Annotated in this window: 18 protein-coding genes and 1 pseudogene; 4 read left to right on the top strand and 15 right to left on the bottom strand. The window is 43.1% G+C overall.

Translation table 11 applies throughout. The annotated features are described in order from the left end of the window. Positions 1–35: 35 nt before the first annotated feature. The 12 genes and pseudogenes from lapB to tig form a co-directional block, all read right to left on the bottom strand. Positions 36–1205 carry a lipopolysaccharide assembly protein LapB gene (gene lapB / locus OCV29_RS06995; protein ID WP_073602745.1) on the bottom strand — a complete coding sequence of 390 codons (1170 nt, stop codon included), beginning with the start codon at positions 1203–1205 and terminating at the stop codon, positions 36–38. Positions 1206–1214: 9 nt separating this feature from the next. Continuing rightward, a complete protein-coding gene (locus OCV29_RS06990; protein WP_073602744.1) occupies positions 1215–1493 on the bottom strand; it encodes a LapA family protein in 279 nt (92 codons plus the stop codon). A gap of 142 nt (positions 1494–1635) precedes the next feature. After that, the gene (gene ihfB, locus OCV29_RS06985; RefSeq protein ID WP_073602743.1) at positions 1636–1920 is read right to left on the bottom strand and encodes an integration host factor subunit beta; all 285 of its coding nucleotides are present in this window, start codon (positions 1918–1920) and stop codon (positions 1636–1638) included. Positions 1921–2002: 82 nt separating this feature from the next. Then, the gene (gene rpsA, locus OCV29_RS06980) at positions 2003–3673 is read right to left on the bottom strand and encodes a 30S ribosomal protein S1 (RefSeq protein WP_073602742.1); all 1671 of its coding nucleotides are present in this window, start codon (positions 3671–3673) and stop codon (positions 2003–2005) included. 109 nt (positions 3674–3782) lie between these two features. Beyond that, positions 3783–4472 (bottom strand): (d)CMP kinase, encoded by a 690-nt coding sequence (gene cmk / locus OCV29_RS06975; RefSeq protein ID WP_073602741.1) that lies wholly within the window; start codon positions 4470–4472, stop codon positions 3783–3785. Positions 4473–4681: 209 nt separating this feature from the next. Beyond that, positions 4682–4984: a ComEA family DNA-binding protein gene (locus OCV29_RS06970; RefSeq protein WP_073602740.1), complete on the bottom strand. Its 303-nt coding sequence runs from the start codon at positions 4982–4984 to the stop codon at positions 4682–4684. A gap of 132 nt (positions 4985–5116) precedes the next feature. After that, positions 5117–6973 carry a peptidylprolyl isomerase gene (gene ppiD / locus OCV29_RS06965; protein WP_073602739.1) on the bottom strand — a complete coding sequence of 619 codons (1857 nt, stop codon included), beginning with the start codon at positions 6971–6973 and terminating at the stop codon, positions 5117–5119. Positions 6974–7159: 186 nt separating this feature from the next. Continuing rightward, entirely contained in the window at positions 7160–7432 is a 273-nt protein-coding gene (locus OCV29_RS06960) for an HU family DNA-binding protein (protein ID WP_073579811.1), read from the bottom strand. A 188-nt stretch (positions 7433–7620) separates the two neighbouring features. Then, a complete protein-coding gene (gene lon / locus OCV29_RS06955; RefSeq protein WP_073602738.1) occupies positions 7621–9972 on the bottom strand; it encodes an endopeptidase La in 2352 nt (783 codons plus the stop codon). Positions 9973–10090: 118 nt separating this feature from the next. Beyond that, complete coding sequence (gene clpX, locus OCV29_RS06950) at positions 10091–11365, bottom strand: ATP-dependent protease ATP-binding subunit ClpX (RefSeq protein WP_073579813.1); 1275 nt, start codon at positions 11363–11365, stop codon at positions 10091–10093. 201 nt (positions 11366–11566) lie between these two features. Further along, positions 11567–12192: pseudogene (gene clpP / locus OCV29_RS06945) on the bottom strand (ATP-dependent Clp endopeptidase proteolytic subunit ClpP). Between the two features lie 104 nt (positions 12193–12296). Further along, complete coding sequence (gene tig, locus OCV29_RS06940) at positions 12297–13601, bottom strand: trigger factor (protein WP_073602737.1); 1305 nt, start codon at positions 13599–13601, stop codon at positions 12297–12299. Between the two features lie 494 nt (positions 13602–14095). On the opposite strand from tig, the gene OCV29_RS06935 reads away from it, so the two are divergent. Together OCV29_RS06935 and OCV29_RS06930 are read left to right on the top strand one after the other, a co-directional pair. Continuing rightward, complete coding sequence (locus OCV29_RS06935) at positions 14096–15901, top strand: sensor histidine kinase (protein WP_073602736.1); 1806 nt, start codon at positions 14096–14098, stop codon at positions 15899–15901. 8 nt (positions 15902–15909) lie between these two features. Further along, entirely contained in the window at positions 15910–17256 is a 1347-nt protein-coding gene (locus tag OCV29_RS06930) for a sigma-54-dependent transcriptional regulator (RefSeq protein ID WP_261887379.1), read from the top strand. A gap of 160 nt (positions 17257–17416) precedes the next feature. Here the strand turns inward: OCV29_RS06930 and OCV29_RS06925 are convergent, their stop codons facing one another. The 3 genes from OCV29_RS06925 to OCV29_RS06915 form a co-directional block, all read right to left on the bottom strand. Beyond that, the gene (locus OCV29_RS06925) at positions 17417–20041 is read right to left on the bottom strand and encodes a bifunctional aconitate hydratase 2/2-methylisocitrate dehydratase (RefSeq protein ID WP_073602734.1); all 2625 of its coding nucleotides are present in this window, start codon (positions 20039–20041) and stop codon (positions 17417–17419) included. 96 nt (positions 20042–20137) lie between these two features. Then, positions 20138–21265 carry a 2-methylaconitate cis-trans isomerase PrpF family protein gene (locus tag OCV29_RS06920; protein ID WP_073602733.1) on the bottom strand — a complete coding sequence of 376 codons (1128 nt, stop codon included), beginning with the start codon at positions 21263–21265 and terminating at the stop codon, positions 20138–20140. Between the two features lie 69 nt (positions 21266–21334). Continuing rightward, positions 21335–22702, bottom strand: a complete 1368-nt coding sequence (locus tag OCV29_RS06915; RefSeq protein WP_073602732.1) for an aspartate-alanine antiporter-like transporter — start codon at positions 22700–22702, stop codon at positions 21335–21337. A 685-nt stretch (positions 22703–23387) separates the two neighbouring features. Between OCV29_RS06915 and OCV29_RS06910 the strand changes: the two genes are divergently transcribed. Both OCV29_RS06910 and OCV29_RS06905 read left to right on the top strand, forming a co-directional pair. Beyond that, positions 23388–24956, top strand: coding sequence for an ATP-binding protein (locus OCV29_RS06910; RefSeq protein ID WP_073602731.1), 1569 nt, complete (start codon positions 23388–23390; stop codon positions 24954–24956). A gap of 20 nt (positions 24957–24976) precedes the next feature. Beyond that, positions 24977–25690 (top strand): response regulator, encoded by a 714-nt coding sequence (locus OCV29_RS06905; protein ID WP_073602730.1) that lies wholly within the window; start codon positions 24977–24979, stop codon positions 25688–25690. The last annotated feature ends 31 nt before the right edge of the window (positions 25691–25721 follow it).

The following is a 25721-nucleotide window of genomic DNA, read 5'->3' as shown; positions in this document are numbered from 1 at the left end:
AGAAAGTATAATAACAAACAGTTTTCGAGATGGGATTATTCCCCATCTAAACCACGAATAGGCTTCACCTTTCCCCAACTTTTACAGGAAGGACAATACCAATATAGAGAGTGAGAAGAAAACCCACACTTTCTGCAACGATAGTCTGGTTTGATTCTCATTTGTTCACCAACCATGCTCTGTAATGCTGATAAACTTTCTTTTGCCCGCCCCTCTTCAGCCTCAGCCAAATGATAATCCATCAGGCGATAAAACCCTTTCATTGTCGGGTTCTTAGCCAACTGCTTCGTCAATAAATCGAGTGCGGCTCCGGTACCTTCATGTTGAGCGACTAATTGAGCCAGCATAAGCTCAGAGGAAGCACCAGCATGAGCATTGATGCATCGCTTTAAGAATTGTATCAGCTCCTGTTCTTGTCCAAGATGATGGTAGCAATCTGCCAAAGTGGATAAAACTTCACCGACAAAATCAGCATCTTGTTCAAGAACCATCTCCATATAATGGATTGTCTGCTTATAATCTTCATTTTCGAGGTATAACTTACCAAGTTCAATACTTGCCCGAACACACTGAGCGTCCTCTGACAAGGCTTTCCGGTATAACTGAACTGCCTTAACTTCATCTCTTAGCGCGTAGGCATCAGACGCCAATTCGCACCAAAAATGAGCAATACTACTTCGCATTTTTTTTCTGCCAAGCCTGACTAAGGCGTGAGCGCACTCAATGGCTTTCATCCACTCTCTGGTTTGTTGGTAGATAGAAGTCAACTGGAGTAAAGCAGACTCACGGTGTTCAGGTTCATCAAGCAACTGTTCAAAAATACGCTCGGCACGATCTAAAAAGCCAGCGACCATGTAGTCTTTTGCCAACTGCTGAAGAGCGAGATTCTTCTGCTCAATAGTAAGTCCGGAGCGGGATATCAGGTTTTGGTGAATACGAATGGCTCGATCAACTTCCCCTCTGGAACGAAACAAATTTCCCAGCGCCAGATGAGTGTCAATCGTTTCATCATCGACCTGGAGTAATTCAATGAAATGATCAACGGCTTTGTCAGATTGATCTGAAAGCAGTAAATTTAAACCCGCGACATATTGGCGAGAAATCTGATGTGACTGTTTCTGCTTGTCCTGCTGAGCACTGCGATGACCCATATACCATCCATATGCAGCAGCTATAGGCAATAGCAAGAAGAGTATTTCTAACATTAACCGGGACTATCCAATATTATCTTTTGTGCCTTGGCTCTTATTCTCATACTGCTTTAACTGCTTGTTCAACTTCCTGATCTGCAATCTGGATTTAAGATGCAAACTTCCAAAAATCAACCATGCGATGATAAAACCAATCACAAAAATCATTCCCATCAGCCAGGACAGATGAAAGCTTCCTTTAGCAATTAAATAATTAAAGGTAACAGTTTCCTGATTTTGGGCTCCCAGAGCAAGGGCTATAATGAAAAGGGCAATGATAGATAATATTTTTATAATTCTCATAATAGAAAAACCTACATCAGTTATCAGCAGCCCTGATTATGCAAGAAAATCACCGCCTACACCATGAATATTTAGTATCGTCAAACCTAAAAAAAACGGCATATCAATAGATATGCCGCAGATCTGTAAGAAGCAAAACAATTTACAGGTTGCTATTTACACGTTCTCGAAGTTCCTTACCAGGTTTAAAATGAGGTACATGCTTGCCTTCAAGTTCTACCTTATCTCCTGTTTTTGGATTTCGTCCGATACGTGGTTCACGATAGTGTAAAGAGAAACTGCCAAAGCCACGAATTTCTATTCTATCGCCTCGTTCTAACGAAGAAGCCATGTGTTCCAGAATATCCTTTACTGCATCTTCAATCTCTTTTGCGGACAAGTGAGTTTGCTCTGCACATAATCTTTCAATCAATTCAGACTTTGTCATAGTGTCCCTCTTTTTACTCTAGGAATATCAGAACTTAGTTACAGAAAAAGGAGCCAAACGGCTCCTTTTTCGGCGAGTCTGATTATTCGCCTTTAGCAGCCTTAAATGCATCAGCCATTGCACTACCAAACGAAGATTCATCTTGCTTGTTCAGTGAAGCCATTGCTTCTTGCTCTTCTGCTTCATCTTTCGCTTTGACTGAAAGGTTAATTACACGATTTTTACGATCAACACCAGTAAATTTCGCTTCAACACTATCACCTACATTCAAAACAAGAGACGCGTCTTCTATACGGTCACGAGATACTTCAGAAGCACGAATGTAACCTTCAACGCCATCTTCTAGTTCAATTGTAGCACCTTTCGCATCAACTGCAGTTACAGTACCATTGACTAATGCACCTTTTTTGTTTTCAGATACATATGCGTTAAATGGATCACTTTCCATCTGCTTCACACCAAGAGAGATGCGTTCACGTTCTGCATCAACTGCAAGAACAACAGCTGAGATCTCATCACCCTTCTTGTATTCACGAACAGCTTCTTCTCCAGGAACATTCCAGGAAATATCAGACAAGTGGACAAGACCATCAATGCCACCTTCCAGGCCGATGAAGATACCGAAGTCAGTGATAGACTTGATCTTACCAGTAACTTTATCACCTTTAGTCTGACCTTCAGCAAATTCTTGCCATGGGTTCGCTTTACATTGCTTCAGACCCAGAGAAATACGGCGGCGCTCTTCATCAATGTCAAGAACCATAACTTCAACTTCATCACCGACATTAACGACTTTCGATGGATGAATGTTTTTGTTTGTCCAATCCATTTCTGAAACGTGAACCAGACCTTCTACGCCTTCTTCAATTTCTACGAAACAGCCGTAATCAGTCAGATTAGTGACGCGACCTGACAGCTTGTGACCTTCAGGATAACGTTTAGCAATTGCAACCCATGGATCTTCACCAAGTTGCTTCAAGCCCAGAGAGACACGAGTGCGATCACGATCAAATTTCAGTACTTTTACTAAAATTTCGTCACCGACATTTACAATTTCAGATGGATGCTTAACACGTTTCCACGCCATATCAGTGATATGAAGCAAACCGTCAACACCACCTAAATCAACGAATGCACCGTAGTCAGTCAGGTTCTTCACGATACCTTTAACTTCTGTACCTTCTTGTAATGTTTCAAGAAGCTCATCACGTTCAACACTGTTTTCAGACTCGATAACAGCACGACGGGATACAACAACATTGTTACGCTTTTGATCAAGTTTAATTACTTTAAACTCGAGCTCTTTGTTTTCTAAATGAGCAGTATCACGAATTGGGCGTACATCAACCAGAGAACCAGGAAGGAAAGCACGAATACCATTCAGTTCAACAGTAAAGCCACCTTTAACTTTTCCATTGATAACACCAACAACAGTTTCTGCTTCTTCGTAAGCTTTCTCCAGAACGATCCAAGCTTCATGGCGTTTTGCTTTCTCACGCGAAAGCTGAGTTTCACCGAAGCCATCTTCTACAGCATCAAGTGCAACATCAACTTCAGAGCCAACTTCAACTTCAAGCTCGCCAGATGCATTTTTAAACTGTTCAGCAGGAATAGCGGACTCAGATTTCAAGCCAGCATCTACAAGAACAAAGCCATTTTCAATAGCAACTACAGTACCTTTAACAATAGTACCAGCTTGGAATTCAGTCTCATTCAGAAACTCTTCAAAGAGTTGAGCAAAAGATTCAGTCATTTATTTAATCTTCAATAATTTAAACGTCCACGGGCATCCTACCACATGGGGTTATTAACTTCGCTAATCATCATCCTTGCGATCAACGTTAATCTGAAACAATCGATTATCAATCGATATCAATAACTAATTCAGATTTAATATAATCCAGCGAAATACAAAAAACCTGCATTATATCCATCGATGTTGAATCAACAATCAATGCATCATCTGCTGGTTTCAGTGGTGCGACGAGTCTGTTTCTGTCTCTTTCATCCCGCACTTTTATTTCGCTTAAAAGATCATCGAATTTAACATCCAGACCTTTATTTTGCAACTGATTAAAACGCCTTTTTGCACGTTCTTCTGCACTTGCATCTAAAAAGATTTTCACTTTGGCTTCGGGAAAAACAATTGTTCCCATATCCCTGCCATCAGCCACTAAACCTTTGTTGCTAACAAAAGAGCGCTGACGTCTGAGCAAGGCTTCCCTTACCCTGGGCAAAGCTGCAATTTTTGACGCAGCCATCCCCGTCTCTTCTTTACGTAATTCACCGGAAACATCTTCCCCTTCCAGGAAGACTTTTACCAACTCACCATCCGCAATAAATTCAACATCAAGATGAGTTGCTAAAGGGACAAGCGCATTTTCTGACCCGGTATCAACACCATGATGAATTGCAGCCAGAGCAAGAACACGATACAAAGCCCCTGAATCCAGAAGCTCAAAACCCAGCTTTTTAGCCAACATCATACACAACGTGCCTTTTCCGGCGCCACTGGGACCATCTACAGTTATCACTGGTGCATCAGAAGACATGGTTTTCTCCATTATACGAGACTGCTATGTTCACAATTTAAAATAATCGGTATTTTTCAGGGGACTGCTCACCTTTGGCTGACGATTATAATGTGTATATTTTTATCGGGCCACTAAAGATTTCCAAAAGCCATCATTCTTCGGAGACATAGTAAAACAGGACTTATGAATTCATAAGTCCTGTGGTAATCATTCACATTTACAACGAATTACTGCAAGCGAATAAACACATTATTTCTTTCAAGTAAAGACGGCCCAATACCTTTGACTAAGGTCAGATCTTCCACTGACTTAAAAACGCCATGTTCATTTCGATAGTCGACGATCGCCTGTGCTTTTTTTAATCCAATTCCCTTAAATATTGCTGCCATTTCTTCAGCAGATGCTGAATTGACATCAACGGCAAGTACTTTTGTTTGTATTGCGACTTCAGAACCATCTGTAGATTGAGCATACGAGACATGATATGACAGGGACAAAACAAAAAAGATGATGAATAGATTTCTTAGCATATGTATTTCTCCAGGTTAAAGAATAGATTCATCCTATTCAACCGGAGAAAAAAAGCGACGATATCCCCTGAAGGATACTACGGGCTGCATGGGCAACCCGTATAAACAAACATATCAGTTACATAAAAAATCCTACTGAGAAGTAAGATAGTACTCTATCTCAGTATTGGAGCGTAAAACTTCCAGCAAATCGGCAATATCTTGCTGACTTCCGGACCGAACCATTTGAGCGCCTAAACTTTTACTTAACTGTTCATCAACATCAGTCGTCACTTTTGTTAATTCAACAAAAACGATGTCACCATTCTGATCTTTTGTCTGTCCATAGACAACACCGCCATCTTCTGGCTTTTTCATCGCAAACACAGCATGAGATAACGGAGAACTTCTGTCTATTGAAGATAATTCACCAAAAGAAAGCTGATTCTCTTTTAAAGGTGACTGATCACCATTTTGCAAGGCGGCTAACACCTTCTGAGCCACAGATGACGCTTCCTGCTCGCCTTTCATCCGGGATAGTTTTGATACAACCTTGTCACGTACTTTATCCAATGCAAGTACCATTTCGGGACGAACTTCTTCAACCCGGACAACAACGACATCCTCTGGCGCTATTTCGATGACTGAAGAGTTGAGACCTTCTTCCTTCACTTCCGGATTATTCATCAGGGCATCTTTCACTTTAGAAGAACTGATCACTTCCGGCAATTCATTCGCGGAAACAAAATCAGTTGTCCGGATTTTCGCATCAATGACTTTCGCTGCATCATCCAATGAATCTGGACTTTCAAAGGCAACTTTTTCTAATTCACTTTGCAGTTTATAGAAACGATCAGCGGCTTTTTCATCACTCAAAGTAGATACGATATCAGATTGGACATCCTTAAAAGGTTTAACAACTGAAGGCTTGACATCATCTAACCGAATAATGTGATAGCCAAATGTTGATTTAACCACCTGAGATAAATCACCTGCTTTCTTCAGAGCAAAAGCGGCTTTTTCAAACTCAGGATCCATAACGCCATGTTCAAACCAATCTAACTGTCCACCATGGTTCGCACTTCCGGGATCTTGTGACTTCTCCTTAGCGAGTTCAGCAAAATCTTCCCCGGCGTTTAATTGCTTGAGAATGGCATCAGCTTCACTCTTATCCTTGACCAGAATATGACTGACTTTACGCTGTTCTTTGGTTGAGTATTGACTCTGATGGTCTTGATAATATTTCTTTGCTTCTTCATCAGAAATACTAATTTTTTCTTTGAGTTTTTTCGCCGATAGTTCAATGTAGGAAACTTTAAACTGCTCTGGACGCATGAAATCACTCTGATGACTCTTATAATACTGATTCACTTCATCGTCACTTAATTTGACTTTCTTAGCGTAATCATCGACATGCATCAAAGCAGTCCTGATATCTCTCTTTTGGGAAAAAAGGGCAGCCTGTGCCTGGACTTCACTTTCTAAAGAAAAACCACTGGTCTGTATTGCATCAATAATCTGACTTTTCAGCATATCACTACGCATCTGTTCAGCAAAAGAATCTGGCGTAAACCCATTTGCACGCAACAATGACTGGTATGTTTCCTGATTAAACTTGCCATTGGATTTAAACTGGGGAATATCAAGAATAGCCTGCCGGATTTGACTGTCACTAATTCTTAATCCCAAAGACTGAGCATATTGCTTAATCAGAACATCATTAACCATTTTGTCTAAAACAGAACGCTTAAATGAAGCCACATAGCCAGGATCTGAGATCATGTTTGAAAAATAATCTCCTAACTGTGACTGCATCCGGTTGCGTTCACCTTGATAAGCTTTATCAAAAGCAATCCGGCTAATTTGTGTATCGCCAACTTTTGCAGCAGAGTTGTTCTTCCCGCTAACGAGGTAACTACTTACCCCGGCAAATACAAATGAAAGAATAATAACTCCAAGGATAATCTTGATCGCGATGCTATTCACACCTTCGCGTAACCGATCCATCATAATCTAATTGTTCTCCAGGCTTAAAAGCCTCACGCTTCATCAGTTTTAAATTGAATAAACTAAAATAAACTTATTGGTTCTGGCGATGATGATACCAAAAAAAAAGAAATGCGCATCACTATGATGCGCATAATTTCATAAACTTCTATTTAATTTTGTTTCAAAATCACAAAATTCCAAACCAGATTAATTACACGCATCTTTTAATGCTTTACCTGCTTTAAAAGAAGGTACTTTAGCTTCAGCAATCTGGATTTCTTCACCCGTTTTGGGATTACGGCCAGTACGAGCGGCACGGGTACGCACACTAAAAGTACCAAAACCCACAAGGGCAACTTGATCATCAGACTGTAATGCTGTGCCAACCGCTTCAATAAATGCATCAAGCGCACGCCCTGCAGCTGCTTTAGAGATATCTGCATTTGATGCAATTTGTTCTACTAACTGAGTTTTATTCACTGTGATTCCCCTTTGCCACCTATATCATTATTAATTACGGTGTATATATTCCATGAGTTATAAATGCCTCAAGCCTTATCAGTACAGGGCTTAAGCCATATTAAGTAAAGTTAACGTTCAAAAAAAACGCTGACAAGCCTTTTTTTTGCTAATCAGCGTAAACAATTAGTTATTTTTGCTATATATCACTATTTTTGAGCATCAAACTCAACTCCGGAAGGCTCTTTCTCTAGTGCAATTGTCAAAACATCATCAATCCATTGCACAGGTATCACTTTCAGATCGGCGATAACATTTTCCGGGATCTCTTCCAAATCGCGCTCATTATCTTTTGGGATGACTACGGTCTTGATCCCGCCACGATGTGCCGCAAGCAGTTTTTCCTTCAGCCCACCAATTGGTAAAACTTCACCGCGCAAAGTAATTTCCCCAGTCATTGCAACTTCAGCTTTTACCGGATTACCAGTCAAACTGGAAACCAGAGCTGTACACATTGCAATACCAGCACTTGGACCATCTTTCGGAGTCGCACCTTCAGGAACATGGACGTGAAGATCTCTTTTCTCATGAAAATCTTCATTAATACCCAGTTTTTTCGCCCGCGACCTGACGACTGTCATTGCAGCCTGAATGGACTCTTGCATCACATCACCAAGTGAACCGGTTTGAATCAGCTTACCTTTACCCACCATCGACTGAGTCTCTATAGTCAGCAAGTCCCCGCCAACTTCAGTCCATGCTAAACCAGTGACCTGACCAATTCGGTTGTTGTCTTCAGCTTTACCATAATCAAACCGTTGTACCCCTAAAAATTCTTTCAGGTTGTCTTGATTAATCGTGACTTTACTGACGCCTTTATCCAGTAAAATCTTCTTCACAGCTTTGCGACAAATCTTCGAAATTTCCCGCTCCAACCCCCGAACTCCGGCTTCACGGGTATAATAACGGATAATACCTATAATTGCAGAGTCATCGAGTTCAATTTCAGATGCTTTTAAACCATTACGCTCAATTTGTTTAGACACAAGGTGACGCTTAGCTATATTCAGTTTTTCATCTTCTGTATAGCCAGATAGCCTAATCACTTCCATACGATCCAACAAAGGACCCGGGATATTCATTGAGTTCGAAGTTGCAACAAACATCACATCAGACAAGTCGTAATCAACTTCTAAATAATGATCGTTGAAGGAGTTATTCTGTTCCGGATCCAAAACTTCTAACAGAGCTGATGCTGGATCACCCCGCATATCCGAAGACATTTTATCGATTTCATCCAACAAAAATAGTGGATTCTTCACACCCACTTTTGCCATCTTCTGGATAAGCTTACCAGGCAACGAACCAATATAAGTCCGGCGATGTCCTCTGATTTCAGCTTCATCGCGCACTCCGCCTAAAGCCATTCGGGTATATTTACGGCCAGTGGCTGCAGCAATTGAACGGCCAAGAGAAGTTTTTCCTACGCCTGGAGGACCAACCAAACACAAGATAGGCCCTTTCAGCTTCTGAATACGATTCTGGACAGCTAAATATTCCAGAATACGCTCTTTAACTCTTTCAAGACCATAATGGTCTTCATTGAGTACATCTTCTGCTTTAGACAGATCTTTCTTAACTTTAGACCGTTTACTCCATGGAACATTGACCATCCAGTCTATATAGCTTCGGACAACAGTTGCTTCAGCTGACATCGGTGACATCATCTTTAACTTCTGCAACTCTTGTTCTGTTTTTTCTTTGGCCTCTTTCGGCATTTTGGATGCATCAATTTTTTGCTTCAGAGCTTCAAACTCATCTGGCGCATCGTCCATTTCTCCCAGCTCTTTTTGAATCGCTTTCATTTGCTCATTCAAATAATATTCACGCTGAGATTTTTCCATCTGCTTCTTCACCCGATTCCGGATGCGTTTTTCAACCTGAAGCAAATCAATTTCTGATTCCATCTGACCCATTAAAAATTCCAGACGTTCAGTCACATCCAGAATTTCAAGCACATGCTGTTTATCCACTAACTTCAGTGGCATATGAGCAGCGATTGTATCGGCAAGACGTGCAGCTTCATCAATTCCATTCAAAGCCGTTAATACTTCAGGTGGAATCTTTTTATTTAATTTAATGAAACCTTCAAATTGATTGATTGCACTACGAACAACAACTTCCTGCTCTCTTTCGTCCATTTCGGGAGTTTCAAGATACTGAGCCTGAGCAGAGAAAAAGTCTCCCTCGATAAAAGATTCAATCCTTGCCCGTTGTTGTCCTTCAACTAAAACTTTTACTGTTCCGTCTGGTAATTTTAATAGTTGTAAGATAGTTGCAACCGTACCCACATCGAATAAATCATCGATAGCTGGCTCATCGGTCTCCGCTTCCTTCTGAGCGACAAGAAGGACTTGTTTGTTGTTATCCATTGCCGCTTCTAAACACTGGATAGACTTCTCACGACCAACAAATAAAGGAATAACCATATGAGGGTATACCACTACGTCTCTGAGTGGCAGCACGGGAATTTCTATACGCTCGGAATGTTCCAAGTTCATATTCTTCTCTCTTCCGCTTCAGTCTGTTATGGCAGTATATGGGGGTTAAATCACTGGATTCAATCATATAATAGAAAAAAGGAGGTAATGATTACCTCCTTTTTTATCTTTTGCTGAATTATTCAGCACCGGCAGCTTGATTCTCACTGCTGGAGTAGATGAGCAACGGCTCAGACTCACCTTTAATAACTGATTCATCAATGACCACTTTAGTCACACTTTCCATGGAAGGAAGCTCATACATCGTTTCAAGCAAAACAGCTTCAAGAATCGAACGCAGGCCACGTGCCCCCGTTTTCCGGTTCATCGCTTTGTTGGCAATTGCCCGTAAAGCATCTTCCCGCAATTCAAGTTCAACATCTTCCAGTTCGAAAAGCGCACCATATTGCTTCGTCAATGCATTTTTCGGTTCACAAAGGATTTTGACTAAAGCATCTTCATCTAATTCAGTTAAAGTCGCTGTGACTGGTAAACGACCAATGAACTCAGGGATCAACCCATACTTAACCAAATCTTCTGGTTCAACTTTTTTAAATAACTCGCCAACAGCAGTACTTTCATCTTTCGAACGCACCTCAGCACCAAATCCAATACCAGTACCGGTAGCAACACGCTGATCAATAACTTTGTCCAGTCCGGCAAATGCCCCGCCGCAAATAAACAGGATTTTAGAGGTATCAACCTGTAAAAACTCTTGCTGAGGATGCTTTCTTCCACCCTGGGGAGGAACTGAAGCCACAGTTCCTTCGATTAACTTGAGCAACGCCTGCTGAACACCTTCGCCAGAGACGTCACGCGTAATCGAAGGGTTCTCTGATTTACGGGAAATCTTATCTATTTCATCAATATATACGATACCGCGTTCAGCTTTCGCTACATCATAATCACATTTCTGCAGAAGTTTCTGTATGATATTTTCGACGTCTTCACCGACATAACCTGCTTCTGTCAGTGTAGTCGCATCTGCCATTGTAAACGGAACATCTAAAAAGCGAGCTAATGTCTCTGCAAGTAATGTTTTACCACTTCCTGTCGGACCAATCAGCAAAATATTACTTTTACCCAGCTCAACACCGTCACTGGTTTTATCACCATTTCTCAGGCGCTTGTAATGGTTGTAAACTGCAACAGCTAAAACCTTTTTCGCATGTTCCTGACCAATCACATAGTCGTCAAGATGCTCACGAATTTGTCTGGGCGTTGGTAACGCAGTTGACTCTTTCTTTGGCAAAGCATCTTTAATTTCTTCCCGGATGATATCGTTACATAAGTCAACACATTCATCACATATATAAACAGAAGGACCTGCGATCAGTTTGCGAACTTCGTGTTGGCTCTTGCCACAGAAAGAGCAGTACAACAACTTTCCGCTCTCTTTGCTTGTATCTGTCATTCGCTAACCTCTTAGCCTTTACTCGTTATGAGTGAGTGTATAACAATTTGGTAAAAATTGCGTCATTCTATCTGTGTATAGCCCACATTATTGAAATTGCAGCATCACAACCTGTAAAGAACCATAACTCTGTCCAACGCTTTCGGGCAAATTCATAAACATAGCTACACTTTCAAATATGAGTTGTTAGTTTAACACGGATTAATCATTACGATGTGTGAGAACAGCATCAACCAATCCATAATCAACAGCCTGCTGTGCTGACATGAAATTATCTCTGTCAGTATCCTGTTCAATCACTTCAATCGGTTGTCCTGTATGCTCAGAGAGCAGCTTATTCAACTTTTTCTTGATAGATAAAATTTCCTGAGCATGAATTTGAATATCAGACGCCTGCCCCTGAAATCCACCTAAAGGCTGGTGAATCATCACTCTGGAGTTTGGTAAAGCAAAGCGCTTTCCTGCGGTCCCACCTGCTAACAAAAATGATCCCATAGAACATGCCTGCCCCATACAAACTGTGCTGACATCGGGTTTAATAAACTGCATTGTATCGTAGATGGACATCCCTGCTGAGACACTGCCCCCAGGAGAGTTGATATATAGAAAAATATCTTTATCAGGATTTTCCGACTCCAGAAAAAGTAACTGAGCAGCAACGAGATTAGCCATTTGATCTTCAACCTGCCCCGTCAAAAAATGATGCGCTCTTTCAATAGCCGGGAATAGATATCGTAGGAACGTTCGCCACGAGAGGTCTGTTCGACCACCATTGGTACAAGTGCATCAACAATTGGCGACATTACGTTTTTTTCTTGGTAGCTCATATTCTTATGTCCCTAAAATAATGGTCCGAATGACGGATATCATACGGACCATTGTTAGCAGAATAGTTAACTGGAAGTCAACCTTCTATGATAGATATTGCTTATTACGCTGCAGACTGAGAATTCATCAGCTCCGTAAAGCCAAATTCTTTTTCTGAAATTTTTGCCTTCGCAACCAGCGCATCAATCGCCTGTTCTTCAAGCGCAACATTACGCATGTTGTTCATCATTTCTTCATTCTGCTGATAATATTCAACAACTTCAGCAGGATCTTCGTAAGCAGTGGCCACATCTTCAATCAATGCTTTCACTTTCTCGTCATCTGCTTCCAGCGCTTCAGACTTGATCACTTCACCAAGAAGAAGACCGACGACAACACGACGTTTTGCCTGTTCTTCAAATAGTTCACGTGGTAGCTGAGCCGCTGCTTCAGGGTTACCGCCAAAGCGCTGTGCTGCCTGTTGACGCAGCGTCTGAATTTCCTGATCAATCAAAGCACTTGGCACATCGATATCATTTTCTTTGACCAGACCATCCAGTACTTGCTGCTTGATGCGCTGTTTCACAGCCTGTTTCAGTTCACGTTCCATATTCTTGCGAACTTCAACTTTCAGGCCTTCAACGCCACCTTCACCAACACCAAATTTTTCTACGAATTCGTCGTTGAGCTCAGGCAGTTCCTGTTCTTCAACTTTAATGACTTTAATCGCAAATTTAGCTGCCTTTCCTTTCAGGTTTTCAGCATGGTAATCTTCCGGGAAAGTCACATCGAAATCAAATTCCATACCAGCAGTTTTACCTGCGATACCATCTTCAAAACCTGGGATCATGCGGCCAGCGCCCATTTCCAGCGGGAAGCTTTCAGCTTTACCACCTTCAAACTCTTCCCCATCAACGGAACCAACAAAATCAATTGTGACACGCTTGCCTTCTTCAGCCGCTGCATCAACTTCTTTCCATGTTGCCTGCTGCTTACGCAAAGTTTCCAGCATTTCAGCAACATCTTCGTCTTTCACTTCAACATTCGGCTTTTCTACCTCAATGTTATCAAGGCCTTTCAGCTCAACTTCAGGGTAAACTTCAAAAGTCGCATTGAATACAAGATCCTGTTTTTCTTCATTTTCAACAGGAGCAAATGTTGGTGCGCCAGCCGGATTAATTTTTTCCTGAACAATCGCTTCAATGAAATGACGGTGCATGACTTCACCCAGCACATCCTGACGAACTGCCTGGCCGTACATCTTTGCAACCATTTTCAAAGGTACTTTACCTTTACGGAAACCATCGAAACGACGGTTTTTAGCGATGTTGCGTAGTTCCGCAGTAACAGCGTCTTCGATGTTAGCAGCAGGAACAGTAATATTCAGACGGCGCTCCAGGCCTTCTAGCGTTTCAACAGTAACTTGCATTGTATTATAAACCTCAAAAATAGCTCAGAAATCCTGAGCATTATGAATCTGTATCAAAAAACTTGATCCGGATTGCATTCATTTGCCATACCTGTAGCAGGTACATCATAACTTAACTTGTGAGCGGTGATGTCATTGACTAACCCCAACACCACGACAGAACCACTTATCGGATATGCTCCCGTCAAACTCAGGACAATTTTTTCAGACGCGACATTCTAACGATCAGAAATACAACTGTCGAGTTTATCTGGACGCTGAAGTGCCTTGCTGCACATTTTTCTAGCAAAGATAACAAAATTATCCGGACTCATTCTTCCATAGCAAAAGTGAATTGGGGCTAAATAATAAATTTCAAGGTTATAATGACTTTTTTTATGTTAAGTATCCAAAAAGAGATCTTGCTCTGAATTTCACACAACGTGCCTTATTGTTACAGTGATTTGCACCATAAAATTGAAGTCATCGTCCGGTTCCATCTGAAAATGAGTATCATGTCGTCAAATTTCCTCCGAATTCATCTGCCGTTGTTTACCCTGTTTGTTGTGCTCACAAGTTTTGGGGCTCACTGGGTCTGGAAGACTGGCTATCAAAACCAGCTGACTGAGCAACGTTCTCAAATTGAACAATATGCCAGCTATATTTTGACGAAACTGGATAAATTCGCTCATATCCCCCGCTTACTTTCTAAAGATCAACGGCTCATCAAGGCATTACAGAACGCGGATAATCCTGCCCAGAAAGATTTAACCAACCGTTATCTGGAAGAAGTCAGCAAACTGATCCGGGCATCAGATACATACTTATTGGATAGAAAGGGTAACACCATCGCTGCAAGTAACTGGAATCAGGAGCTTTCTTTTGTCGGCAGAAATTTCGGCTGGCGTCCTTACTTTCAACAGGCCATACAGGGAAATGAAAGCCACTATTACGCACTGGGGTCAACTTCCGGAAAGCGCGGCTATTATTATTCTTATCCGATTGTATATGCAGCTGATATTCTTGGTGTTGTTGTAGTGAAAATGGATCTTTCGGCCATTGAAGAGCACTGGGAAGATAAAACCAGCTATTTCATTGCGACAGACCCGAATCAAATTATTTTTATGTCCAGCAAATCAGAGTGGCTGTTTAAAAGTGTCACACCACTAACACTGCGTGCCCAGCTAAAGCTGCATCAATCAAAGCAGTATCTGGATAAGCCTATCAAATCGTTAAATCTTACCGGTGACTTTAAAGCAACAACAACCGAATGGTTTGATCCATCCCGCATATGGATAAGCGGAGATTATCTGGTCACCAGCCGTCATCTGGATAATATTCCCCTGACAATCCGGGTTATTTCACCGAAAATCTCAATTTTCTGGAACAGTTTCGGGTTTATTGTGATCACCATCATGCTTTTTACTATTCTTTATTTGTCCGGACTACTGATTCTGCACCGAAAATCCAGACAAAAACAGTTTGATCAGATTCAGTATGAAGCAAAACAAAAACTTGAGTTTCAGGTCATGGAAAGAACCGCGAAGCTCAATACCGAAATTGAAGAGAGAAAAAAAACAGAGCAACAGTTAATTCAGACACAGAACGAATTGATTCAGGCAGCAAAATTAGCCGTATTGGGTCAAATGTCCGCAAGTATCAGCCATGAACTGAATAATCCTCTGGCGGCCATCCGCAGCTTTGCAGACAATGGACGACGATTTATCTCCAGCGGAAAAACTGAACGTGCAGACGAAAATCTCGCCAGAATTGCTTCTCTGACCGAAAGAATGGCCAAAATCAGCACCCAGCTGCGCTCTTTTGCCAAAAAAACGGATAATGATGAATTGGTCGTTGCACAAATTTTCCCGATCATTCTCTCCACGAAAGAGCTGATCCAATCGCAGCTGAAAGCTCATCAGATCCATCTGGAATTAAATTTACCGGAAACACCTATATGGCTCAATGTGAATCCGATTCAGCTGGAACAGGTGCTGCTGAATTTATTGACTAATGCGATACAGGCGCTGGAGAATCAGGCAGAGAAACAGATCCATATTGCTGTTGCGACTTACCATGAGCAACTCTATCTTCATATTGATGATAATGGCGATGGTCTGGATGAACTGAACTTGAACCGGTTATTTGATCCTTTTTATACCACCAGAAAAAACGGGCTTGGACTGGGGCTGTCAATTTCCCAGCAAATTATTCAGAATATGAATGGTCATATTGAAGCGGCGCAGTCGCCTTTTGGCGGAGCGCGCTTTACGGTTATTTTACCGACAGTCCCCGCTCCGGTGACAGAAGCAACCCCGTAGGAAATCGTATGTGTGATGTTTTTTTTATTGATGATGAGCCGGATATCCGCATTGCCATTGAACAAAGCTTTGAACTGGCTGATATCAAGGCTCGTTTTTTCGATTGTGCAGAAAGTGCTTTGCTTGCTGCTAAAGAAGATGAATATCCTTTGGTCATTGTCACCGATATCTGTCTTCCCGGACTCAGCGGACAAAACCTGCTCCATTCTATCCGCCGGCATGACCCGGATATTCCCGTCATCCTGATCACCGGTCATGGTGATATTTCCATGGCAGTTCAGGCGATGCACGATGGCGCCTATGATTTTATTGAAAAACCTTTTTCGCCGGAAAGACTGACAGAAACTGTTTTCCGGGCCATCGATAAACGTCGCCTGACACTGGAAAACCAGCAACTGAAAAGAACCCTGAAAACCAGTCAGGTCCTTGGTCCCCGAATCATTGGTGAAACTCAGGGGATGAAGAACCTGAAAGAGACGATCGGCCAGGTGGCAGATACCAGTGCAGATATTCTGCTGTTTGGTGAAACCGGCACTGGAAAAGAACTCATTGCCCGCTCACTTCATGAACTCAGTTCACGCAGGGAACATAATTTTGTTGCAGTTAACTGTGGTGCAGTCCCGGAGCACCTGATTGAAAGTGAACTGTATGGCCATGAAAAAGGCGCTTTTACCGGAGCTGAAAGTCAGCGTATTGGTAAGTTTGAACATGCGCAGGGCGGCACCTTATTCCTTGATGAAATTGAATCAATGCCGATGCCGGCACAGATTCGGCTGTTACGCGTCCTGCAGGAGCGCGTCATCGAACGGGTCGGCTCGAATGAGTTAATTCCACTTGATATCCGGGTGATTGCGGCAACGAAAACGGATCTGAATGAAGCCTCTCTTCAGGGGACCTTCCGGCAGGATCTTTACTACCGGCTCAATATTGTCACTCTGGATATTCCGCCACTCAGGGAACGTAAAGAAGATGTTCCGGCTCTGTTTCACCATTTTCTGCTGGTCGCGGCTGCACGCTACGGGAAAGCAGCTAACTCTATTTCCAAGCAGGATTTGCAGCAATTACTCAGCCATGACTGGCCGGGAAATGTCCGGGAATTAAGAAACTCAGCCGAAAGATATGTATTACTGGGTAAGCTGATTCAGCCAGGACTGGATACCACTCCTGGTTCTGTCGTGCCATCAGGATTATCTGAACAGGTCGCAGAGTTTGAGAAATCAGTCATTGAACAGGCATTGATTGAATGTGGCGGCAGCATCAAAGACACGATGGATACTCTCAAAATTCCCCGCAAAACTTTATACGATAAGATGCAAAAATATCAGCTGGATAAAGACAATTACAAACATGAATGACGGAATGATGGCCTGATCGAAAGCAATGAATGAAAAAAGACAGCACCGGAACTCCCGGCGCTGTTTCATCCCAAGAATGAAAAAGTACAACATGGCGTATAAAAAATAAATTCAGGCAACCAGACAAATTGCCGGCCACCTGAATATAAGAAAGCAGCGACTAAACAGCTTGCTGATGAATCACCCGGTAAAGTGGTTTTTCATAAGCTTCCATCTGGTCAAACTGTAAATATGAATAGATATCACCGGCTCCGTCTGACAAGGCCTGCATCGCTTGCAGATACTCATCTTTCGTCGGTAAAGCACCTTTGATGGCAGTGATCGTTGCCAGTTCCGCAGAAGCCAGATAAACTTTTGCGCCCTGACCCAAGCGGTTCGGGAAATTACGGGTTGATGTCGACACTGCCGTACAATTCTCAGTCACCCGGGCCTGATTTCCCATACACAAAGAGCATCCGGGTTGCTCAGTCCGGGCTCCCGTAAGTGCAAACCGGTTATATACACCTTCCTCTTTCAGCTGAGCTTGATCCATCCGGGTTGGCGGTGCGATCCACAATTTTGATTGTGTCGGACCATCACAGGCTTTCAATAATTCTGCAGAAGCCCGGAAGTGACCAATATTCGTCATACAAGAACCGATGAAACACTCATCAACCGGTGTATTCGCCTCTTCAGACAATAACCGGACATCATCCGGATCATTTGGACAACATAAGATAGGCTCGTGAATTTCTGCCAGATCGATCTCAATGACAGCAGCATATTCAGCGTCGTCATCAGCCACCAGCAATTCAGGATTTGCCAGCCATGAGTTCATCGTATCAACCCGGCGTTGTAATGTCTCAGCATGACCATAGCCCTGAGAAATCATCCACTGGAGTAAAGTCACATTCGATTGAGTATGCTGAATGACTGTATCCTGAGCCAGTGCAATCGTACAGGCAGCCGCAGAACGTTCCGCTGACGCATCAGCCAGCTCAAATGCCTGATCAACACTCAGCCCTTGCAGTCCCTGAATTTCCAGAATCCGGCCAGAGAAGATATTTTTCTTCCCTTGCTTCTCAACGGTTAGTAACCCTTGCTGAATCGCGTAATACGGAATCGCATGCACTAAATCACGCAGTGTAATCCCCGGATTCATCTCCCCTTTAAAGCGAACCAGAACAGACTCTGGCATATCCAGTGGCATGGTGCCGGTCGCTGCCGAGAAAGCAACCAGGCCAGAGCCAGCGGGGAATGAAATACCGACCGGAAAACGGGTATGACTGTCACCACCGGTCCCCACAGTGTCAGGAACCAACATCCGGTTTAACCAGGAATGAATCACACCATCACCCGGACGGAGTGCAATCCCTTCCCGGCTCTCATAAAATTCAGGCAGAGTGGCATGTAAAAGACTGTCAATTTTGCGCGGATAAGCCGAAGTATGACAGAAAGACTGCATCACCAGCCCGGCGCTGTATTTCAGACAAGCCAGATCTTTAATTTCATCCCGGGTCATGGCACCCGTTGTATCCTGAGAACCAACCGTTGAAATTTTCGGCTCACAGTACTGCCCCGGACGGATACCATCCGTACCACAGGCTTTACCCACAATTTTCTGAGCCAGCGTAAAACCACCGGTTTTCGCTTCGGTCACCGCATTCGCACGGAAGACTTCTGATTCAGGTAAATTCAACGCCTGACGTGCTTTCGCCGTCAGTTTACGGCCAATGATGAATGGAATCCGGCCACCAGCACGGACTTCATCCAGCAACACTTCTGTTTTCAGTGAAAACTGACTGAGGACTTCTCCGGTATTCAGATTCCGGATAACGCCTTCATAAGGACGAACTTCGATCTCGTCGCCCATATTCATCGCTGTCACATCTATATTTTCTATCGGTAATGCACCTGAATCTTCCATGGTATTAAAGAAGATAGGCGCAATTTTTCCAGCCAGACAGAGGCCACCAAAACGCTTATTCGGTACAAATGGAATGTCCTGTCCCATATACCATAATACGGAGTTTGTTGCCGACTTCCGGGATGATCCAGTACCGACAACATCGCCAACATAAGCTAACGGCAGTCCTTTGGCTTTAAGGGATTCGATCAACTGAACCGGACCTTTTTTTCCTGGCTCATCAGGTTCAATACCATCACGGGGCATTTTCAGCATCGCCTGAGCATGCAACGGAATATCCGGACGGGACCATGCATCCTGTGCAGGAGACAGGTCATCGGTATTTGTTTCACCAGTCACTTTAAAAACTGTCAGCGGAATAGACTCTGCCACCGCCGGACGGGACAAAAACCATTCAGCATCAGCCCACGATTGTAAAACCGCTGCCGCACGGGTATTTCCGGCATCTGCTTTCTCTTTGACCGCATCAAATGCATCATAAACCATAATCGTCATTTTCAGGGCACTGGCAGCCGCTTCAGCCAGCTGTGGATGTTCCAGCAAATCGATCAGGCTCATCACATTATAGCCACCCTGCATTGTACCAAGCAGTTCAACGGCCTTTTCCGGACTGATTGCGTGACATGTCTGTTCACCATTGGCGATTTTCGTTAAGTAATCAGACTTTACCTTCGCTGCATCATCTACACCCGCAGGCGTGAAATAAGTAATCAGTGTTAACAAGCGACTCTCATCGGCATTTGTTTTACTCAACAAATGTTCATTCAACAAGAGTTCAAACGCAGCCTGAGTCTGGGCCGCCGTCATCGCCTGTGGGTTCACCCCTATGTCCGATCTTTCTTGTGCCTGTTTTTCATATTCGGCAATGAATTCATTCATATTGCTCTCACTTTCTTATGGTTCCGGCAATGACCGGTTTTCAGTACAATTGCCGGAAGTGTTACATCCAGATGGCCTCAGCATGCATCCGGATATTTATGCAAACCGGGTTTTAGTAAAGACTTGTCCAGCGATCAGAATCCGTGCAGTCCGCTCCACGGTGATCGCACTGATATGCTCTCCATCCGCTTTAATAGCAGCCCGCATCACACCTCCCGGATGCCCGAGGAAAACTTCATCACTCTCAGAGGTGACAATCTCACTCACCAGGCTTCCTGGTACTCTGGCTGCATTCGCCGTACAAACTGCCCCGGTAATCGCCAGTGCCTGATGTGGTTTTTGCATCGACATCATCCGGATCAATAAATCCATCTTCTCTGCTGGCTGAACCCGGCCGGACATATCGGTATAGTCCTGAGGTGCAGCAATTACAGTCGCTTTTGGTACAGCAGGCGATAAACGTGTTGCATCCTCGCGGGAGGCAAAACCGCACAATTCACAGGCAATCGAGCGAATTTCTTCGATTAAAGTCAGATCTTTTTCTGTGAAATCGGTATGAAGCTCTTTGCCGGTGAGTCCCAGATCTTTTGCCCGCATGTAAACCAGAGGCGCTGCAGAATCAACAATTGAGATTTCTATCTCTCCGGCAGAGGTTTGAATTGTCTGTCTCGCTTCACCGGTGGGTAATAATTTCCCGGTAGAAGCGCCCTGAGACTCATAGAAGCTTAAATCCAGTTTGGCACCCGTTCCCGGAACGCCCGGAATCTCACAATCACCATCAACAACCAACTCACCATCTTCCACCTGAACTTCAGCTTCAATCAGTCTGTTGCTGTTTGTGTTGTTAATCATCACTCTTGTGACCGGCTCCTGAGCTTCCACCATCCCTGTCGCAATCGCAAAAGGCCCGACACCGGAAGATATATTGCCGCAGTTACTGTCAAACGCGACAGTATTGGTATCAATACTGACCTGAGCGAAGGTATAGTTCACATCAATCCCATCCTGCCCGGACGGACCAACAATGGCCACTTTACTGGTGAGCGAATTTGCACCACCCAGACCGTCAATCTGTCGCTTATCAGGACTACCCATCACTTCAAGCAGAAAAGGCGTCCAGTCATCCCGGTTCGATGGCATATTTTTTTCTGAGAAGAAAACACCTTTACTTGTACCTGCACGCAGAATCATGCAGTTTGTTTTTGAAACAGAATTTGTTTTCATGATGACCTCGTTATTCAGAAGCGAGCCAAACAGGCTACTGGGGTAGCCTGAGAGTTCCTGGAGAAGGGATTAAATAGGTAAGTGATTCATAACAATGGTGAAGAGCACCATACAAACCAACGCGAAAGGATAAGTCGCAGCGTATCCGGCACCGGCTTCTTCAGATTCGACCGCCTCAATTGCAGCACCCAGACCTGGTGTGGAAGTCATACCGCCACAAATAGCACCAGACAGCATGACCCAGTTAATTTTGAAGACGTATTTACCGACAATGAAACCAACAACCATGCAAATAAATGCAACCAGTACAGACAACATCGCAATATAAAGACCCGTGCTGCTGAACAAGGCGGCAATCACTTTGTTACCGTAAGTCAGGCCAATAATGCCCACGAATGCACCCAGTCCAAACTTTTTGAAGACGTTCAGTGTCGCCGGATCCATCCGGAAGTTCTGACCGGCAATTTGTCCGATATGACCTAAAATAAGAGAGGTAACCAAAATGCCACCGGTTGAGCCAAGGCTGAAATACCCAATGGGCCCTAAGTAAACCTGAACAGAACCGAGCATTAAGCCAGAGAAAATACAGAATGCATAAGCAATTAAATTGAATTTTCCAATCGGTTTCTGCGTGGCTTCGTCCTCTTTCATGGATTCAAGCTCAACCTTAAACGCAGCCTGCTCTTTTTCTAAGTCAATCCGGAATAACTTCGGCAGGAAGCTCATGGCCAAAATCACCATAATGACGCCAAACGGAAAACCAATTGCGTTTGCAGCACCGGTACTTGCAACCGCTTCATGCACAAAGATATCTTTCTGGGCTTTGGTCAGCTCTGTCGTGTTGAAGTGAGTCAACTGATGAGATGGATCAATCACCTTCAGAATTTTATCTTTGGTTTCATTTGACAAATTCGCAAAATCATCGACCACGGCATAAGATGAATCTTCAGTCGTTTCCAGTGCCGCAGCGACACCCGGAGAACTGGTCAGAGCAGCCGTATAAACCCCTGACATTTCATACAGACCATCACCGATATTGTCCCGCAGCACATAAACTGACAAGCCACCCGTGGCCGTCAGAATAACGGACAACAAAACAAATTTTGCTCCATATTTCTTCAATACTTTTCCAAGGTCCTTTGCAGATGCAAGACCTACAGCAGCAATGAAAAGGTAAAGGAAGAAATGAGCCACGTTATGCGGAACCAACCCGTGATGAAGGATTTTCTGAACACCGGCATAATACTGACCATCCGGACTGACACCTTCCAGTAAATTCAGCACAGCCCAACCAAAAAACAAACCGGTAAACAGGTTGCCCGAAATACCCAGTTTAAATTTCCCTATTTTAATATTTTCAATACGGGAGCCAATTGTCAGCACCAAAAATATCAAGGTATAGGGATTTGAAAGAAACTTCAAAATCTCAAACTTCATTGTATTTACTCTCAATTATTGTTTCAGCTAAAGGTAATAAATAAAAAATATTTATTTTTAATCTTTGGGTATTCGGCCAACATAAATATATCTTCTATCAAAAGAACAAAGATTAATAAGCAGAAAAATGAAATATATTAATCATTAAGATTAAACTCATATTGAATAGTGTATTTAGGTATCTTCTCTCTATGATATACATCATTCATATATTTCAGCGTCAGCTATTCAACATATCTTTATTCTTTCCTGGCGGCCAACACGCCTGTAACTATACCAAGCAATCTGAAGATGGATGATTCAGGTTGCTTGGGTATAGTAGTTATTATCTGTATAAACGATAAATAAAGTAATCTTTAGAACATTAATTTCATTTAAGTAATAAAGTAAGAAAATTTAATTTTTAAGTCGTGAGCATTTATCTGATTGAGATTAATAAAAACATGCAACCTGTCACAAAATAAATATTAATTAGGTTTTATTTATAAACAAAAAAATACCCAAAAAGCTACAGGAAAAAATATAAATTGATATATATCAATTTATGATAGAGGTTCAATGTTTTGAATAAAATTAATGTTTTAAACTCAAAATCTATTGCCTCATTATTTCTGTTTGATATGCTCGGTAGTCATCGAAATGTTTTTAATGCAGGTTTCAACAAAAAAGGCAGTCAAGAGAGAAGATGGAGTTCAGAGGACGTATTTTTTTAATTCAGTCGGTTATTGCATTCATCATCGCACTCTTTTTTATTGTGACCACAATTCTAGCCATTGAAAAAGTCATCACAAACGATAAATTTCATGAAACGCGTAATCTGGCTTCTTTCATCGCCAATAACCCAACGATTCAAAAGGCAGTTAAAAATCAGGATACACAGGCGTTTGATCAAGTTTTACGTGGCCAGAAAAATTTCGATGTTGATCTGATTGTTATTGCATCCACAACCGGAAAGCGCCTGTTTCACACCGAAGAAGACAATGAAGGTGGCTTTACTCACAATCCCGGATTTCAGAAAGCACTGCATGGTGAAACCATCACCGAAATACAACGGGGTCTGACCGGCTTAGCCATTAAAAGCCGGGTTCCGGTTTATGCCGCCGGTGAGGTCATTGGTGTCGTGACTGTTGGTTTCTGGGAATCCCATGTCCAGATCATGGTCACTCATTATATTGAGCAGGCGATTGTGGCGACACTGGTGATGCTGATACTCATGCTTTATGGCTCCAGTATTTTCAGCAATTACATTCAACGACAGTTGTCAGGGATGACACCGGAACAAATCGCCCGGGCTTATCAGCTGAGAAAAGGCATTCTGAACAGTGTCGCTGAGGGCATGATTGCCGTTGATCCTCACGGTATCATCATGATTATTAATCGTCAGGCCGTTGATCTGCTGGGTATTGAGTGGCCGAATCATAAATTATTTGGCACCCATATCAGCCAGACCTGCTATCCCTATGATTTCTTCATGCCTCAGACCGAGGAGCCCTTGGGGGAAACCACGATTAATGTGAATGGTGAAACCTTTCTGGCGTCCAGAACCATGATGAAGGATGAAGATAAACTGATCGGTTATGTTATTAGTTTTCGCCGCCGGGATACCTCAGCAATGTTGCAACTGATGGCCAGACAAGCTGAAAAAGAACGTGATGCACTCCGGGTCGTCACTCATGAATATGCCAACAATATGGCTGTTGTTTCCGGCATGCTGGAAATGGGCTTCTATCAGAAAGCCAGAGAATTCATCCATAAAGAAAACAGCGGACTACAGACAGAAATCTCCAGACTGGCCAATGACTTCCACCCAACGTTAGCCGCTCTGATTTTGGGTAAAAAACGTAAAGCAAACGAACTGGGATATAGCTTAACCATTATGGATGGTTCAGCCCTGTCTTTAAAAAAAATCTTACTCACTGCTGACGAAGTTGCAGCAGTCATTGGCAACTTACTGGATAATGCCTTCGAAGCCATCTCAAAAACTGACAGAAAAGGCAATATTGAGCTGTTTGCCACCGATGCAGGTAAAGAATTAATCATTGAAGTTTCCGACAATGGCATCGGTATCGCTGATGAGGACAAGGACTCCATTTTTGTCAGTGGATTCACCAGTAAGAACATCAACCGATCAATGCATGGCGTTGGCCTCGCCTTGATTTACAGCCTGACCGAAAAAGCCCAGGGAGAAATAGTGGTCGAGGATAATGACCCACACGGTACGGTGTTTAGTCTGTTTATACCCAGGGTCTGTTGACCCTAAGTCAGGAGAAGAACATGAGCAATAAAATCAGAACACTCGTTGTTGAAGACAAATTAGAACTTGCTCAAATGGTTGGCGCATACATAGAAAAAAATGCCTGCTATGAGCTGGTTGGCATCGCCTCAAATTTAGCCGATGCCCGGTTTATGCATAACACGCTGCGACCAGAGCTGATTATCCTCGACAATTATCTGCCTGACGGTTCAGGAATTGACTGGCTGAGACGATTGCGTTCAGAGCAGTCACAAAATGTTGACGTCATCATGATGACAGCCGCCGCAGATGCACAAACTGTCACCTCAGGGATTCGTCTTGGTGCTTTTGATTATTTGATCAAACCTCTGGCCCTGACTTCATTTAATGATGTGTTGCATCGCTTCAGAGATTACCACCGGACTATTTCTTCCAAAACCAAGTTTAAGCAGTCAGAAATTAACCGGGTTTATGGCGTCAGACGTGACCCTAAAGTCATTGATGAGTTACCGAAAAACATCGATCCTATTACCCTTCAGCGTGTGATGGGTGAGTTTGAGAATAATCAGCCCCAAACTTCTGATTCTGTGGGTAAACAAATTGGTGTCAGTAAAACAACCGCCAGACGCTATCTGGAATACGCTGTCACAATGGGTTTCCTGGAAGCCAATATCAATCATGGTAGTATCGGCAGACCCACCCGCCAGTACACCAGGAACATGAAAGAATATAATGAACCTCAGGCACAGCGGTGAGAGGCCACAGCCTCTCACTCTCACCTGAAAT

Source organism: Vibrio aerogenes (genome assembly GCF_024346755.1).
Taxonomy (GTDB): Bacteria; Pseudomonadota; Gammaproteobacteria; order Enterobacterales; family Vibrionaceae; genus Vibrio; species Vibrio aerogenes.
Note: the sequence above shows the minus strand (reverse complement) of the source record. Positions and strands in the feature narration are given on the sequence as shown.

Excerpts from the sequence above, each read along its gene's own strand:
- ihfB (WP_073602743.1), bottom strand. The coding sequence starts at position 1,920 with ATGACAAAGTCTGAATTGATTGAAAGATTATGTGCAGAGCAAACTCAC.
- OCV29_RS06930 (WP_261887379.1), top strand. The coding sequence starts at position 15,910 with ATGTGTGATGTTTTTTTTATTGATGATGAGCCGGATATCCGCATTGCC.
- clpX (WP_073579813.1), bottom strand. The coding sequence starts at position 11,365 with ATGACAGATACAAGCAAAGAGAGCGGAAAGTTGTTGTACTGCTCTTTC.
- cmk (WP_073602741.1), bottom strand. The coding sequence starts at position 4,472 with ATGTCTTCTGATGCACCAGTGATAACTGTAGATGGTCCCAGTGGCGCC.
- rpsA (WP_073602742.1), bottom strand. The coding sequence starts at position 3,673 with ATGACTGAATCTTTTGCTCAACTCTTTGAAGAGTTTCTGAATGAGACT.
- lon (WP_073602738.1), bottom strand. The coding sequence starts at position 9,972 with ATGAACTTGGAACATTCCGAGCGTATAGAAATTCCCGTGCTGCCACTC.
- OCV29_RS06935 (WP_073602736.1), top strand. The coding sequence starts at position 14,096 with ATGTCGTCAAATTTCCTCCGAATTCATCTGCCGTTGTTTACCCTGTTT.
- OCV29_RS06915 (WP_073602732.1), bottom strand. The coding sequence starts at position 22,702 with ATGAAGTTTGAGATTTTGAAGTTTCTTTCAAATCCCTATACCTTGATA.
- OCV29_RS06920 (WP_073602733.1), bottom strand. The coding sequence starts at position 21,265 with ATGAAAACAAATTCTGTTTCAAAAACAAACTGCATGATTCTGCGTGCA.
- OCV29_RS06905 (WP_073602730.1), top strand. The coding sequence starts at position 24,977 with ATGAGCAATAAAATCAGAACACTCGTTGTTGAAGACAAATTAGAACTT.
- OCV29_RS06970 (WP_073602740.1), bottom strand. The coding sequence starts at position 4,984 with ATGCTAAGAAATCTATTCATCATCTTTTTTGTTTTGTCCCTGTCATAT.
- OCV29_RS06910 (WP_073602731.1), top strand. The coding sequence starts at position 23,388 with ATGGAGTTCAGAGGACGTATTTTTTTAATTCAGTCGGTTATTGCATTC.
- lapB (WP_073602745.1), bottom strand. The coding sequence starts at position 1,205 with ATGTTAGAAATACTCTTCTTGCTATTGCCTATAGCTGCTGCATATGGA.
- OCV29_RS06925 (WP_073602734.1), bottom strand. The coding sequence starts at position 20,041 with ATGAATGAATTCATTGCCGAATATGAAAAACAGGCACAAGAAAGATCG.
- ppiD (WP_073602739.1), bottom strand. The coding sequence starts at position 6,973 with ATGATGGATCGGTTACGCGAAGGTGTGAATAGCATCGCGATCAAGATT.
- tig (WP_073602737.1), bottom strand. The coding sequence starts at position 13,601 with ATGCAAGTTACTGTTGAAACGCTAGAAGGCCTGGAGCGCCGTCTGAAT.
- OCV29_RS06990 (WP_073602744.1), bottom strand. The coding sequence starts at position 1,493 with ATGAGAATTATAAAAATATTATCTATCATTGCCCTTTTCATTATAGCC.